Source organism: Cylindrospermum stagnale PCC 7417 (assembly GCF_000317535.1).
Lineage (GTDB): Bacteria > Cyanobacteriota > Cyanobacteriia > Cyanobacteriales > Nostocaceae > Cylindrospermum > Cylindrospermum stagnale.
The window spans coordinates 6,199,798-6,214,643 of record NC_019757.1; the positions used below are offsets into that span (position 1 = coordinate 6,199,798).

The following is a 14,846-nucleotide window of genomic DNA, read 5'->3' on the forward strand; positions in this document are numbered from 1 at the left end:
GTGTTAACTATTTACGCTAGATAATTTCACCTACCTACATGGCTAATTCATCAGATTAGCCATGTAAACAATAAGCAGGTTATATCCTAATTTTTAACTATAAATTAGGAAAAATCGTCAATTCAAATTCCGGAGAATAATCAAATGATAAATCTCAAGACTGCTCAAAGAATTGGACTTGTAATCATAGGTTTTGTAACATGCATGGCTTGCATTTTTTTTACTCAACCTTCAAAAGCAAGCACTACTACTTACCGACATATGCTTGCACTTGGTTTAGTTGATGAAATTACAACACCGCAAAAAATTGGCTTAGATTACCTCGCACATCAGCCAACTGAATTAATTGCTATTAGTCAATTAATGAATAGTATTATAAATGTATGTAAAGCTGCATCCCGAATGCCTGAAGATATAAGTTTAGCTATACCTTTAGGTACTAACAGCCCTATTGGTAATGGACAGTTACCGAATGATTCTGGCACACCTAAAACTGGTAATTATGAAGCAACTGGATTTATTAATCCACAAGGTCAAGCTAAGAATATCACACCAAATGATGTAGCAGATATGACTAAAACTGAAGTTCAAAATGGAGGTAATTTACCTTCTACTGCTGAAGCACAAAATATTCGATTAGCCGATGCTAGTGGAAGATTTTATCAAGCAAGGAGATTACCAGTTTTTAATTTGATTGTACGTGATCGGAGAACAGGTCAAAGGTCAGTAATAAAAAAAGTGAATGCAAACGCTTTTTGTAGAGATGTTCTGAATGCTTTTTTAAATCGAACTTATAGACGCATTTAAAAGTATCTTATTTGATAGATAGCTCTCAGGCTTTTAGCCTGGGGCTATAGCTAGGAAAAATACAATATTGGCAATGAGAAAAGAGATATGTTAATCCAAAGAATAAGATTATTCGGAACAATTGTTTTAATATTATGGATATTTATCAGTAGTCCTAATTCTGCCTTATCCTCACAAAATACCAAGATGGTTGAATCAGCCGAGCTTATACGAAATATTGGAGTATCAATTAATTTAGAGGCAGTAAAATTTGGACATATTAATAATATTCAGAAAAATCCCCCTAAGAAAAATCAATTAATGCAAGCTAGCATATATCTACGAGATATGGCTCGATATCTGAGTTCAAATTCACCTATTAATATCTCTGTTTATTCAATTGATGTAGATATATCAGCAAAGAGTAATTCTCAAAAAGAATTATATCAAATTACAGATGTCAAAAAACCTGATGGTAATTGGAATACCTTCACTGTCGGTCATGCATTACGGCTGGTTACAGAAGAAATAGCGGTAATTCAAAATCAGCAGCAACAACCAGTAATTGACCTCTTAGCTAAAGATGCCAAAAATCATGTTTATCATCCTTTAATTGGCGTTCGATTAAACGATGTATGTTCTGAAATATTAAAGCGGTTGGTAATTGAGTAATTTTCCTAATAAAAAGATCTAGGCATTATGATGATTAACAAGGTGGCATTGAATCTAATTAAACTCAGCATTATTACTTTATTTATAGTAATAAATCTGGGAAGTAACAGCTATGCGTTAGAGATACAAAATTTCGATAAATCTTCCGGAATAAATAGCTTTTTAAACTATCAAGTCAAACAAATCATCAAGGCTGCTGCACCGGGAAATAAAGGGCTTGATTATTTTATTCTGCCCGAATCATCAGAGTTAGACAAAATTCCTAGTGAACCACAAAATCCGATTACTTCTGCAAAAGTTGAGCTAGGAAAAGCCTTATTTCACGAAACAGCTTTAAGTATTAATCCACTTAATCCTAAACATTGGCAACAATCCAGTTGTGCAACTTGTCACATCGCACAAGCAGGATTTCGAGCCAACATTGCACAGGGCTTGGGAACTGGGGGTTTAGGATGGAATCAATTTAGACACCGCGACCCAGAAATATCACCCGTACAAATCGATAAGCAAAATGTTCTCGTTCCCTCTGTACTTAACAGCGCTTATCAAACTGTGCAAATGTGGGATGGTCGTATCGGTGTTGCAGGCCCAAACATTAAAGAAGCAATTATCAAAAATAATGATGTCAACCGACATCAATTGCAAGGGTTAGAGACACAACCAATAGACGGAATTGCTTTCCACCGTCTGGGAACAGCTGCGATCGCGCAAATTCCCGAATACCAAAAAATGTTTGCAGCAGCCTTTCCCGACCGACCCTATGTGAGTGCTGAACAGGAAGACAACAAACGGACAGCTTTTGCGATCGCAGCTTACGAACGCACCCTACTAGCAAATAAAGCACCGTTCCAAAAATGGCTCAAGGGAGACGAAAATGCAATGTCAGCTAAGGAAGTGCGAGGAGCTAAAGTATTTTTTAGCTCAACTTGCGTTCAGTGTCATGTTGGACCATCTCTTGCGGTTTCAGATTTTCGTGCTGTAGGATTTGCAGACCATCCAGCCGACTTTGGCGGACTTAATCTCGGTCGCGGAGCAATTACCAAACGTACTAGTGATGACTTTAAGTTTAAAGTACCCCAACTTTATAACTTGGCTGATAGCTCACCTTATGGTCATGGAGCATCATTTAAGACAATTCGTGAAATAGTCGAATATTTCAACCAAGCTGAACCGCAAAAACAGGAAGCAAAATACTCAGGTAGTCTCAGCGTTTGGTTTAAACCTCTGCATCTAACGGTAGACCAAGTTGATGACATAACAAGTTTTTTAGAAGTTGGACTGCGCGACCCCAATTTGACACGTTACTTACCAAAAATTATTCCCAGTGGTCTGTGTTTCCCCAACAACGACCCGGAATCACGAAAACAACTTAATTGCGACATGAACCTATCCCACTAATAAGGATTAAGCTGAATTTAGTCTGACTCGCAAAGCTTCGCAAGTCACCACATCAGTGGTTTTTGCGGAAAATCTTCAGAATGTTAATTTCCGAGTACAGCTACCAAAAGACACGCCCTCCAATCCTTCTGGATTTAGCGCTAGCACAATCCTAGATTCCCGTCCTTATGTGAGGTTGGCGATCGCTAATTAATTTTCTGTTGGTAAAATAATTACCACAGGTGGGTTGGCCACAGAGTCGTATAGACGTAGATAAAAATATCCAATTCCCGCCAATCCCAGCATTAAATTTGGCGTTTCTCCTCCTCCCAACACACCACAAGGCCAGGGACTCTGATTTTTTTCATACCGTTCATCACCTCGCAACCCAACCTGCGCTGCCATCGATTTGTAATCGGCATTTTTCAGCACCCGACTGGCATAGATCAGCAATTCTGCATTACCAGCGATACCATGACACAACGAAAAATTTTCCTGACTAATCACAGACTGCTGTAGCATCTTCACCGTCGTCCGCAAAGCAGCTTCTGCTTCCAAGCGGTAGTTATCTTTGCCAGAGATTTCATAGGCACGCAACCGCGACAAACCAATTCCCGGTGCGCCGTGACACCAAGCAGTCGAATAGCCCAGAGCTTGCTTTGTACCAGTTATCTTGGCTTGATAATTCCGCAGATCCGGCCAATTTTCCTGCTCTGGGCTAAACCAATGTTGCTCATACCGGAAACCTTCCTCAGCAGCGATCCGAAACGCCTCAAGACTCGTTTCTCGATGCAATTCTAGAAGCGCCCAGGCAATCCCCGCAACCCCATGAGAAAAACCGGTGAGATTGGGTTGTTGTTGATTTTCAAGCTCATTTAGAGTAGGCCAAGACCAACCAATATCACTTTTAATCGCTGTCTCCAGTAAATGCTTGCCAAAAACGAGCATCAGACTTTTGAGCGAATCTCGTCGATACCGCTGATAAGTAGACAGTAAAACTGGAATAGCACCAGCTATCCCCGTAGCCACATCCAATTTTTGCAGGCTCAAATCGTCAATTATTCGTTCTTCAAGCATTTGCAGCCCTTGGTCAATCCAATCCTGGTTGCCAAAGATTTCTCCAAGACGGATTAAAACATAGGCAACACCAGTAAAACCTGAGTAAAACCCGCTGCTAAACGCTGGTTTAATATCCTGTAACCGCGACAGTGCCTGATTCATTGCCCCTACCGCAGTCATCCGATAAAGTTTCTCGTTCGTCGCCTGATACAACTGTGCTAGAAATAAGGCGATGCCACTAGTGCCACCATATAAGTCTGGGCCAAATGTGCACTGTGTCAAAGTCCAATTTTTGAAGATCAGCTCCATCGACGCCCCCAACCAGTTACATCGAGTACCATCCCAAATGGCATCCCGACATAATCTAGCCCCAATGGCGTCTGCTGTTTCGAGAAAGCTGTCTTGTTGAGTATTCATCTTTTCCTACCCGCACACTTGAGGAAATACGTATTGATCGATTGACCCCGGAGACAAATAAGGATGGGCCAAGGTAATTTCATAGTGGCTAAAATTCTTAATTACCTCAGACAATCGAGCCTGCTGTGTTTGCAACCCTTGGGTATCAGCATTCCAGATTCCTTCAGCCAAAATGCGGCAACGGTTCAACCCAAAACTTTCGCCATTCTCAGGATCTTCCGCCAGTCCCAGTCCAGGGGCTAGAGGCTTGCTAAACAAGGGTGTATCCGGTTTTAAGTATTCCTGTATCTGTGGATAGATATCTGCCATCAGTGTGGCCGTAATCTGATAGAACCGCTTGTTCACGTATAAGACTGCGGCATCGGCACGAGAGAAAAAATCCCAATTAGTCAAACACTTGAAGCGAAAAGGCACCTGGAAGCGATTCAGAGCTTTTGTGAGGCATCGAATTAAGGTGGTTATACCTGCCTCTTTGATATTCCAATAGAATCGCACTAGGTTGTCATCATCTTCTTGGCTGGTGACTGTTTCACCAAAGACATAATAAAAACCTGGTTGTAGAGTCCGGGATTCTTTTGGCAAGAAAACCCTGATGTTTGCCCCTACCCGTGGTGCAATACCATGTCCGTCTTCTATGAGAAACTGACCAGGCCAGAACAATCGGTTAGTACTGTACTTATGGGCGAGAATTTGACCAGAGGATTCCATGCGAGATATCTGCCAGCCGCTATCCCAACGTTCTCGACTAGTATTAGACTCAGACAGGTTTTGGATCAGGCGTTGAGATTCTTGTGAAAGCAGGCTATCTGACCAATTGCGAGGAATTGGTTCATCGGCAAGTGTGCCAGTAAATCTTTGACAATAGCAATAGAGATAGAACAGGTATTGCAATCGCGGAATCGATAAGTTTTGTGTAGGGGCCAGCATCTGTAGTTGTTGGATTGCAGGTTCCAACTCAGGTGCAGGTCTTCCAGCAAAAGAAAACTCACTCGGAGACTCGATGCTGACTGCTTGGCAAATTTTTGTTAACTCCCAAATCAATTGTGCTTCCATGTTTTCATGCTCCAATTAAGAGTAAGATCGCGATCGCCTCTTGGGGATTTTGTAAAATATTCAAACTCACCTGAAGCAGGCTAACAGCATTGGGAGTGATTTGGGGAGAAAAAAGCATCTGTTCGTACACTGTTTGCAGCATTCTCGCCGCACTGTACTTTACGCATCTTTCCAGCAATAGAGCCGCGTCTTCATCCTTGAGAAACCTTGTCTCAACATAGGTTTTCCAAAATGTTTGCATGGCTGGCTGCATATCTACCAACTGATACGGTGCTTCCTCCACCATTTGTGCGGGTTGGGCTGCCGCATTTATTGGCATCGACATCACCCAGAAGGAGATATAAGTCCCAAAGATGGCTCCCACATCCCAGCAGGCATCACCCAAGTCAGCAATTTCCCAATCCACCACCTTGAGATTTAGCTCACCGTTCCCGTCTTCTTGGGGATAAACAATACAATTGTCCCATTTCATATCTCCATGAATCAGGGTGTCGGTTTGCCACTGACTACGGAGAATATCTAGTGCTTGGGGAAGTTCAGGGTATTGCCGCAAAATCGCCAGTAATTGGGAATTTGCCCCACTCAGAGAACTGAATGGAGAAACGCCTTGATGGAACGAGAAAATCCAGGGAACCTGCTGGGGAAATACTGAATAGTGGGGGCTGTCTTGCAAAGATGTGCGGTCTATACTGTGATAAGTGCCAAGAGCTTTGCCCAGTTTAGCCGCCACCTCCGTGGGGAATTGTCCCAAGCGTCGATGATAAACAGACAGATTCTCAGCTTCTGGCAACAGTTCCAGAATTAAAATCCCGCGTTTGGCATCAAAGGCGTGATACTTGGGCATTAGGGGAACTAAGGGAGCTAAGGTTAGCTCCCGTTGTGCCATTTGGTAAACTAGCGCCTCTCGTCGCAATGTGCTAGCGGCTTCTGGCTGCCAATCTTGAATTTGCTTGACAAAATAGCTAGGGTTGTGCTGGCGGATGACGACACAATTGCGGTGACGGCTAGTAGCTTCGGCGACGATGACATCCCCATCGACAACAGAATCAAAGGTTAAGAAACCGCGCTCCAGCAGGTAATGGACGATGGTGCTGGGGGTGTTGACCATAGGACAGATTCTAATCTTGGAAGGATTGGCGGTTTTACTGGAATTGTCAGTCCCGAATTAAAGAAGCTTCGTCCTCCAGGGGTGTGGTGCGTTAGCGGCAGCGTAGCGCACCATACTAGCATATCTATGCTAAATTGATACACATGATAATAGCCTTAACACAAGCATTATCAAAAGCATTTGCCAGTTTAACTAAGGCATTAATTTAGGCTTGACACGCCACTACTAAACAATCCGAAAATGCCACAAGAATTTCCATGCTCTTTGGTCTCTATCGAACCAAAGAGCATGGAAATCAACAACGTCGCTACCCCCGCTAAGACTGCGAGTTACCCATCGAGTAATACCCTTCGCAGTCTTGAACCCAGTACTCGCTGACTGCGACCATGAGTTTCCGGCGTTAGGTGCCCACTGATTCCGTAGCGTGTTTGCCGTATTTTGGCTGATCACACTAGCGGCGTGGGGAGCGTTACTATGGTTTATTGGAGGACTAGCCATTTCCCACAGATCTCTATTTTGAGATAGTACTTGCTGTGCTTGATTTGTTGTCAGAGGTACTGGAGCTACTGGTGTCCCGACTCCAGAGACAGCAATGCAGCTGAAAACTCCATAACAGCTACCCACCTGCTGTAGTGTTTCTGGAGGAGGTGTTGGAGCCTGTCCTGCCCCTGTCACCGCAATGCAACTAAATAGACCAATGCAACTACCAACTTGCTTCAACGAAGCTTGAACCAATCCAGCAATCACCAACTGCGTGGCTTCTGGCAGTTGTCCAAACTCAGCTTGTGAAAATTCCAACGCCTGAGCCAAACTTTGTGGTGGATATTCCTTGACAACTTCTACTTGTAGATGTTCAGGCAATTGAGCGATCGCATTAATAAAGTTTTGCGGTTGCGTATTAGCAACTATATTTTCGATAGTCTGCTCCTCTGTGGGTGCTATATTGTTCCCTGTTCCTACCCCAGAGGCAGCAATGCAGCTGAATATTCCTATACAGCTACCTACCTGTGGTGGTGTTGAGCCAATGTACGCATGTTGGCGAATAGCTGCTTTTGTAGCCTCTGGAAGAGATGCAAACCCCTGCTGATTGGAGCCTGCAATCACATTTTGCCAGAATGTTACTGGCAATTTCTTTACTATCATGATCTGGAGATGCTCTGGAACACCATGCAAAAGTTCTGCGGTCTGTTCTGGGTGTTGTGGTAAGTAATCGACAATAGTCTTTAAGGTTAGATCCTGAAGTGACGGCAGTACCCCAGTTCCGACCCCAGAGACAGCAATACAGCTGAATATGCCGATACAGCTACCTACCTGCTGTGATGGTTCTGGAGGCGGTGGTGAAGCCTGTCCTGCCCCTGTCACTGCAATGCAACTAAACACACCAATACAGCTACCCACTTGCGCCGCCTCAGCTTTCACCAGTCCAACGATTACTAACTGGGTTGATTCTGGTAGGTTGCCAAAATTTGCTTGTGAGAGTTCTAATGCTTGAGCCAAACTCTGCCGTGGGTAGTCAGTAACGACTCGGACTTGCAATGCTTCTGGCAATTGCGCGATCGCATTAATCAAGTCCTGTGGTTGTGTATTGGCAACAATGTTTTGGACAATCTGCTCTTCTTGATTCGCTGGATTATTTGGTGTTCCTACTCCAGAGACAGCAATGCAGCTAAACACACCAATACAACTGCCTATTTGTTGTTGGGATGTGGGATTCACTGGTGTATTAGAGACTGCACCGACGTTGTTCAAAAAGTCTTGCTGAATTTTACCTTTGAGAAAATTGGCAGCGGCAATTTCGTTGGTTGACATAATAGGTTTCTCCTATTTAAATTATTGTGATTTTTCGTATTTAGCAAAAGGTCGATAGCAGGGATTTGTCGTCTCCCTGAAGGATTTCCCTTTTGGCTTATCTAGGTGAAAAATGTCTTGAAATTAGGTTGTAGTCTCCAACGACTTCCTAACAGCTTCGGCAGCAGCTTTGGCAGCATCAACAACGGGGATAGTCGCGTCACGAGCGGCTTGAAGGCTTTCCAGAGTTGTGGTTATAGACTCCCTAGCCTTGGTGGCAATTTCGCTGTTTTTGTTGTCACTGGCAAATCTCATAGCTTTTTCGGCATCAAAACTAGCACGAGAGGCGGCAGCCATTGAAACGGTGGCTTCAGCAGCGAGCTTGAGGGCAGCTTGGGCAGACTCAACAACGACATCGGCAGCTTTAAGGCTGATGTTCCGGACAGCTTTTTGGGCATAGGCCCGGGTTTGGTTGATTTGCTGTTCCGCGTTGTAGATGTCTTGATTAACAACAACGCTGGCTTTCAAGGCTTCATCCGCAGCCTGGCGGGTGGCGTCGGTAGCCACTTGAAGAGTTTCTTTGGTGATTTCAAGAGCAGCACGGGATTTAGCTACGGTAGCTTGGATAGCTTGGGCGCTGATTTCTGCCAAGGCTGCCGTGTTAGCAAAAGCTTCGTCAACAGCCTGACCTAGATCATCTCTGGATATAGGCCTGATCGATGGCCTACTGGGTGAAGAATCTAAACCTGGTTTTGCCTGTTTTGTCAGTTTCCAGGAATCAAACACACCAGTATATTGTTTGCATTTCCAGTCCATAAAACCTGAACGAAAGCAGGCTTTGGCGTCATACTTCAGCGTTTGATTATCAAAATCTGCTGTCAGAGTCACTTCGGCTTTGGCAATACCAATATTCTGCGATATCGTCGTGGATGCGTTTGAGGGACTCAAGTTAGCCTCACCCACTTTGTAGTCCAACAGATCCACCGAAATATTGATTTCGGTCGCAGCCAGAGATATGCGGTATTGGATCGTCAACGGACCAATGCTATAACTGCCTGCATACTCACCTAAGTCTGCTAAAAGAGGAATCCCATCTCCGACTTGCGTGTCGAGGTTTTTTAGGGAGTCAGTTATGGGAACCCCCACCTGACTCAAGAAAGGTAGAGTACTTCCCTTGCTTTTTTCGTCACCAACAGCAAACTCTTTTGTATTAATCCAATCTGCTTGGATTAATGACCACCAATCCTCAGCCAATCCGTTTAATACGTAATCGTAGGGAAGCCAACCATAACCGCTGTCTCCCCATCCTGGTCCCCAAGAGTTTCTAATTAACAAAGCTCCTTGGGTTCGTTGTCCTCTTGAGTTGGCATTTTGAATCTGCATCGTATCGTCGTAACCCACAGCTGTCATGGCATGAAGACCAGTAGGTTTTTCGCCGGGGGCTGGGTAGGGAATTCTGCCAGTTTTATCAGCCTGGGAAATAGATTCATATATATAAAACCCGAACATCGACGGGAGATTGGCGGCAAGATGGGTTTTAATTCGCTTCAGCAGTTCATCTTTGGAAGTTCCTGGCGGATCGTAACGGTAGTAGTTCACCGCTTTGTAGTTTTCAGCAAAGGAGTAGCAGAAAGCAGGCGGTTCTACATCAACACGACTCTCGTCATAGGGCCAGTATTCTTCTGGTGGTACACCAAATATTTTTAATGTCCCCATTGCTGTTCGCAAAAAAGCTCCACGGTCTCCTGTTTGGAGTAATATGTTTCGCGCCACCTTGTAGAGAAAGAGTCTGGAAGCTCCTATACTTGTGCCAAAAGACCGCTTTTGAAAATACTCTAATAAAGCTACCGTAGTATTTGCTGTACAGGACTGCAAACGACCTTGATTATAAATTGGCGGGAACCATTCCCGTAAATCAACACTAGTTGGTAGGTATACTAAGTCTGGTTGTGCCGCACCTACTTGTGTGAGGAGTGGCTTAACTTTTTCACTATCCGGTGTGTAGTCTTTTGCATCAGGGAAGTCTGGTATCCATCCCGTTCCGCTTTTAAGCATTAATTTTTACCTCTTGTGTGGGCATGACTAATTACGGGTGTGAAAAAATAGAGTCTGACCGCAGATTAATTTGCCTATGCTAAAGAAATGTAAGTAGTACATTCTGCATAGTTATCAGGGTTGATTAGAGATTTATGCTAATTCGCAAATAAATTTACATTGATTCAATTTATTGCCTAATTCATCAACACCATCAAATGTGGGTTTCAGGCGCTTGAAAATTGAGCAACTTGCTCTGGAGATTTTACAATATATAGATATAATTTTTTAATCTTCGGCAATCGAATTTAACCAAAATTTCAGTTATTTACCTGGAGGGTAAAATTATCATATCAATAGTACTTTGTCAAGCTTTAGGTGATGGATTAAGAGGGATTGATTTGAGAAGTCCATCAAGATGATGTTGACAGAGTACTAGAGTGATTATTGTTATTTGCCAACCGCAACGGCTGTTTACCGCGAGATTATCAGCACCCACATACTAGCCCCCAAGCCAATAACCCCCAAGTGTTGCCAAAAAAGCGATTGCATCGGTTGACGGGCAATTTTTTGGGTTAAAACTATGCTTAATAGCACAGAGAAAATCAGCGTAAACCCTTGCAAGAAGGCAATCACCGCAGGATGCGCCACTAATATCGGTAACTGCTCCCCATTTAACCCAAAAGTCGCCAAAGTAATTGGCATAATTCGCCCAGCTTCCCCCAAACCCAAACGCAGATAATGAGCCAAGTTCCCGCCTAACACTAATGGTAAATAGCCATAAGCAAGTTCAACAAATAATCGAGGCTTCACACGATTTTGAATTTTCCCTTGGGAACTTTGAATGTAATTAGTCAACCTGTAAGAAACTTGGATTAATCCGTATCCTAAAAAAGGAATAGCCACAGGGATAATTAACGCCAGCAATGATAAACCCAAATGCGGCCAAAACTGAGTTAAATCAATTTCTAAACCTAGCCAAGTTTGCAATTCTGGCAACCGATGCAGATATACCCCACCCAACAGCAAGAATAACAAAGCCACTTCATAGCTGCGGGGTACATGAGTTGTCCACAATTCAATTCCTGGGGGACGCAAGTTAAACTCAACGGAACGATGGGGACAGGCTTTAAGACAAGTCATGCACAGCACACAATCTCGATTATCTTCCAACTGTGCTGGGTGAGAATACAATGGACAGCCGTTAGTTTCCATTCCCTCACCCTTTGGCGTCCCACCTTTGTAACATTGGTAAGTGGTGCAACTGGCAGAACAAATGCCTTGCTGTGCCCGGAGTTCAGTCATGGAGAGTTTGGCAAATAAACCATTCATGCCACCAATTGGGCAAAGATAGCGACACCAAAACCGCCGCTCAAAAATGGTAGAGAAAATCATCGCCCCAGCGGTAATTAACAGCAGCAAACAAGCAGAAAGGTAAGCCGTGTTTTCTAAATGCCAAAGTTCTTCCCAGAGGAAAATTAAGGTAAATAGTCCAAATACAAACCATCCGCCCCATTTTTCTGCCTGTTCCCTTGGCCAGCGCTGGAGTTGTCGAGGAAACAGCATCAGAGAAAGCTTTTGGGTAATTTCTCCGTAAATCATGAAAGGGCAGACAGAACACCAAATCCGACCCAAAAAGGGAAAGAGGAACAGGAAGAAAGGCCACCACCAAGCCCAAAATAGATTTAAGGCGAAATTGCGATCGCGCGTTTGCGGTCCGAGAAACAACACCCCAATCATCAAAGCAAAAACTACAACGGTAAAACCATAGTTCAAACGGTCAGGCCACCAAGGACTCCGCAAAAACCGCCGCAAATCAGGATAGACATTTAACAGATTCACCCGAAATTGCTTTTTCTTCGATTGGGCTGGCCAGAAAATTTCTTCTGTCAGTTGACGCGCTTTTCCCGCTTGGACAATCGCCCTTTCTACGAGATTTTTCAACTCCTTCAAATTGCCGGGGAAATCATAAGACTGTAAGCGGCGCAAGGATTCTGGGGTAACTTGCGGTTTAGCAATACCTCTAGCCCGGACGTAGAGACTGATATAGTATTGCACCTGTGCTTGAATATCAGCTTTCCGCACCCGTAGCGGTGGCACTTTAATACTATGACCAACACAGCGTTCGATACTTGGCAGCGCTTTCTCTGCAACCATGAGAATGCGTGCTCTACTGATGCGGGGTTCTGCTGCTGGTTCTCCTGGACGAGTGACGGGGGTGTAAGTGTTTTTTCGTAACAACTGCGCCAATAGTGGTAATAAATCTGAGGGTAATTCTTGGATATTGTTCAGCACTAGAGTACCTTCCCCTAGCCATTCCAACAGTCCTGGTTTACCGCCGTCACGACCAAATAAGTCGGCACCGCTAGTTTGGAGAATGCCACAATTGATTTTAATAATCGGTTCTCGCCGTCGGGGAGAACCATAGTGGATTAAGGCGGCTATATTGTCTTTTTCTAAACCTGGTTCCCCGAAAATCTCCACAGATTCCCGGTCACTGGCGGCTTCGCGGATTTGCTCCCGCAGACGCACAGCATAGCGACTTGTACCGACAATTCCCCGTTGGGCCTTGGTGACTACATAAGGACGCAAGGCTACAGAACGTTCTTGTTCGTAGGTTAAGGCAGATGTGACTTGCGCTAATTCTTGAGCCAAACGGCGGGAAAAAGCCTGAGAAATTTCTGGGTATTCGCTGACTAAAGCGCGAAATTTAGCAGCGGGGACAACCCATAAGTGACATTCTGTAACTGTAGTAATTGAGCATGGGGTTAACTCATCTAACAGTATTTCTTGGAGGTGAATCACTGCACCGGGAAGGAACCCACAAGCTAAAGCTGGGTTGTTTTTATTGGTGGTTTCGCTTTCGAGTTGACCTTTTACAAGCAGATACAGGGCTTCTGGGGAAGTACCTTCGCTAACTAGGGTTTTTTCGGCGCTGACAACTTGTGATTCTATGATTTGCGCGATCGCCAACAACACCTCAGGTGAGAGAATTCCTAAAGTCGTGCGTTCTTGTAGCCATATAACCGTTTCTGGAGATGTCATTGTGAGTTCTCCGTGCAACCTGGTTGATAAAAGGCATTATCGCTGAAAGTCGCGCCAAAAGAACTGTATGCAATTGTTGTACATTAATATCGGGGCATTTATCAGGGGGAATTTATGGCAATTTATCTAGATTCAGCGATCGCATCAGAAGCTGAAGTTGTCAAGCATTGGGGTTGGGTAAAGGGAATTACAACCAATCCCACGCTTTTAGCTCAAAGCGACACTCCACCCGAAATCATCCTGAAAAAATTGGTTTCCTTAACTTCTGGCCCGGTATATTACCAACTCCTAGCGACTGATAAACAAGGAATGCTGGCGGAAGCCAGAAAAGCTTTTAAGCTGATTGGTTCGCAAACAATTTTAAAGATTCCCGCCACACCCCTAGGGTTTGAAGTGGTGGCGAGTTTGTCACCAGAAATTACTTGTTCAGTGACAGGGATTTACAGCGCAGCCCAAGCAGCAGTAGCACGGGAAGCGGGGGCGAAAATTGCCATAGCCTATGTAAATCGGGCTTCTCGGCTCTTAGGTGATGGTATTGCTTTAGTGCGGGATATGGCTAGTGTGCTCAAAGGCAGTGATGTGGAAATTTTGGCAGCTAGCATCAAATCTGCCCAAGAAGCCGCCGAATCTCTCCAAGCCGGGGCCAATCATCTCACTTTACCTTTAGCAATGTTATATGCGATCGCCACTCATGAATTTTCACAGAAGACAGTCGAAGATTTCGCCGTCGGTGGGATAGGTTTAGATATTTGAGAAATGCACTCTAGCATAGGGAACAGAAAGATGGCTTTTGCTGATTTACCTAATCTGTGGGTACCCTTAGCTCTTTTAGGGTTGATTGTTCTGGCTGCTGTCTTTTTCAGTCGTAGTCCTTGACAAATCAAATAAGGCAGCTTTTCACATCATCTAATAGCAGATGCAGTGGGTTTAATAAGTTAGTGTTGAACATTTAAATATTTTAGAAAAATGCCAATTTGGCAACCACCATTTAATTAAGCAAGCTAAATTGTATTGAGACAAGCAAATACAGGTTGTGAATAAAGTTACTAAATTACCAACTTACTCTTGTTGCCAATGTCTAACAAATGATTACCCAGGAGAAAAAGCAAAGCTACTAATAAATTGTAGATTATTAGTTCAGCAAACAAATATTAATCATAAAATTTGGTATTTGCTGCGATAGGAATACTAACGGTGTACGGGCAATGTCGTTAATCTACACATAACCCCCCCCTAAATAACAGGCAGCGTCTGTACATATTCCTGAGCGCTTCAGCAGCAAATAGAGAGTGGGAGAGAAATGGCGATTGGTAATGCCTACTCCCACTCTCTTTTTATGGAGTGGTTTCAATACCTGAAGGATCAGCCCCCTAAAAAAAGGGGGTTGGGTATCTTCCAACACGGTTCGGATAAGATCCCTCCGTCTTCCGGGGGTAAAAGAGCCTTAAAAGACCCTTAAAAGCCCCCCTTTTTAAGGGGGGTTGGGGGGATCTTCTCAGGTTCCTAA

10 protein-coding genes are annotated in these 14,846 nt (G+C 44.0%); 4 read left to right on the forward strand and 6 right to left on the reverse strand.

Annotation, left to right across the window (positions count from 1 at the left end; all coding sequences use genetic code 11):
* Positions 1–144 precede the first annotated feature (144 nt).
* The 3 genes from CYLST_RS26250 (at position 145) to CYLST_RS26260 (ending at position 2,856) form a co-directional block, all read left to right on the forward strand.
* Complete coding sequence (locus tag CYLST_RS26250) at positions 145–807, forward strand: hypothetical protein (RefSeq protein WP_015210767.1); 663 nt, start codon at positions 145–147, stop codon at positions 805–807.
* A gap of 87 nt (positions 808–894) precedes the next feature.
* Complete coding sequence (locus CYLST_RS26255) at positions 895–1,458, forward strand: hypothetical protein (RefSeq protein WP_015210768.1); 564 nt, start codon at positions 895–897, stop codon at positions 1,456–1,458.
* A gap of 27 nt (positions 1,459–1,485) precedes the next feature.
* Positions 1,486–2,856 carry a cytochrome-c peroxidase gene (locus CYLST_RS26260; RefSeq protein WP_216595224.1) on the forward strand — a complete coding sequence of 457 codons (1,371 nt, stop codon included), beginning with the start codon at positions 1,486–1,488 and terminating at the stop codon, positions 2,854–2,856.
* A gap of 189 nt (positions 2,857–3,045) precedes the next feature.
* Here CYLST_RS26260 and CYLST_RS26265 read toward each other — a convergent pair whose 3' ends face one another.
* The 6 genes from CYLST_RS26265 to CYLST_RS26290 form a co-directional block, all read right to left on the reverse strand.
* Positions 3,046–4,311: a lanthionine synthetase LanC family protein gene (locus tag CYLST_RS26265; RefSeq protein ID WP_041233279.1), complete on the reverse strand. Its 1,266-nt coding sequence runs from the start codon at positions 4,309–4,311 to the stop codon at positions 3,046–3,048.
* A gap of 6 nt (positions 4,312–4,317) precedes the next feature.
* Positions 4,318–5,364, reverse strand: coding sequence for a T3SS effector HopA1 family protein (locus CYLST_RS26270; protein WP_041233280.1), 1,047 nt, complete (start codon positions 5,362–5,364; stop codon positions 4,318–4,320).
* A 4-nt stretch (positions 5,365–5,368) separates the two neighbouring features.
* Entirely contained in the window at positions 5,369–6,472 is a 1,104-nt protein-coding gene (locus CYLST_RS26275; protein WP_015210770.1) for a phosphotransferase family protein, read from the reverse strand.
* A gap of 225 nt (positions 6,473–6,697) precedes the next feature.
* Complete coding sequence (locus CYLST_RS26280) at positions 6,698–8,281, reverse strand: hypothetical protein (RefSeq protein ID WP_015210771.1); 1,584 nt, start codon at positions 8,279–8,281, stop codon at positions 6,698–6,700.
* A gap of 123 nt (positions 8,282–8,404) precedes the next feature.
* Positions 8,405–10,315 (reverse strand): C1 family peptidase, encoded by a 1,911-nt coding sequence (locus CYLST_RS32835; protein WP_015210772.1) that lies wholly within the window; start codon positions 10,313–10,315, stop codon positions 8,405–8,407.
* Positions 10,316–10,768: 453 nt separating this feature from the next.
* Positions 10,769–13,339 carry a sigma 54-interacting transcriptional regulator gene (locus tag CYLST_RS26290; protein ID WP_015210773.1) on the reverse strand — a complete coding sequence of 857 codons (2,571 nt, stop codon included), beginning with the start codon at positions 13,337–13,339 and terminating at the stop codon, positions 10,769–10,771.
* 114 nt (positions 13,340–13,453) lie between these two features.
* Here CYLST_RS26290 and CYLST_RS26295 point away from each other — a divergent pair, with 114 nt between their 5' ends.
* Positions 13,454–14,092 (forward strand): transaldolase family protein, encoded by a 639-nt coding sequence (locus CYLST_RS26295; protein WP_015210774.1) that lies wholly within the window; start codon positions 13,454–13,456, stop codon positions 14,090–14,092.
* Positions 14,093–14,846 lie beyond the last annotated feature (754 nt).

Coding starts and splice junctions, on each gene's coding strand:
- CYLST_RS32835 (WP_015210772.1), bottom strand. CDS start 10,315: ATGCTTAAAAGCGGAACGGGATGGATACCAGACTTCCCTGATGCAAAA.
- CYLST_RS26255 (WP_015210768.1), top strand. CDS start 895: ATGTTAATCCAAAGAATAAGATTATTCGGAACAATTGTTTTAATATTA.
- CYLST_RS26280 (WP_015210771.1), bottom strand. CDS start 8,281: ATGTCAACCAACGAAATTGCCGCTGCCAATTTTCTCAAAGGTAAAATT.
- CYLST_RS26275 (WP_015210770.1), bottom strand. CDS start 6,472: ATGGTCAACACCCCCAGCACCATCGTCCATTACCTGCTGGAGCGCGGT.
- CYLST_RS26270 (WP_041233280.1), bottom strand. CDS start 5,364: ATGGAAGCACAATTGATTTGGGAGTTAACAAAAATTTGCCAAGCAGTC.
- CYLST_RS26250 (WP_015210767.1), top strand. CDS start 145: ATGATAAATCTCAAGACTGCTCAAAGAATTGGACTTGTAATCATAGGT.
- CYLST_RS26265 (WP_041233279.1), bottom strand. CDS start 4,311: ATGAATACTCAACAAGACAGCTTTCTCGAAACAGCAGACGCCATTGGG.
- CYLST_RS26290 (WP_015210773.1), bottom strand. CDS start 13,339: ATGACATCTCCAGAAACGGTTATATGGCTACAAGAACGCACGACTTTA.
- CYLST_RS26295 (WP_015210774.1), top strand. CDS start 13,454: ATGGCAATTTATCTAGATTCAGCGATCGCATCAGAAGCTGAAGTTGTC.
- CYLST_RS26260 (WP_216595224.1), top strand. CDS start 1,486: ATGATGATTAACAAGGTGGCATTGAATCTAATTAAACTCAGCATTATT.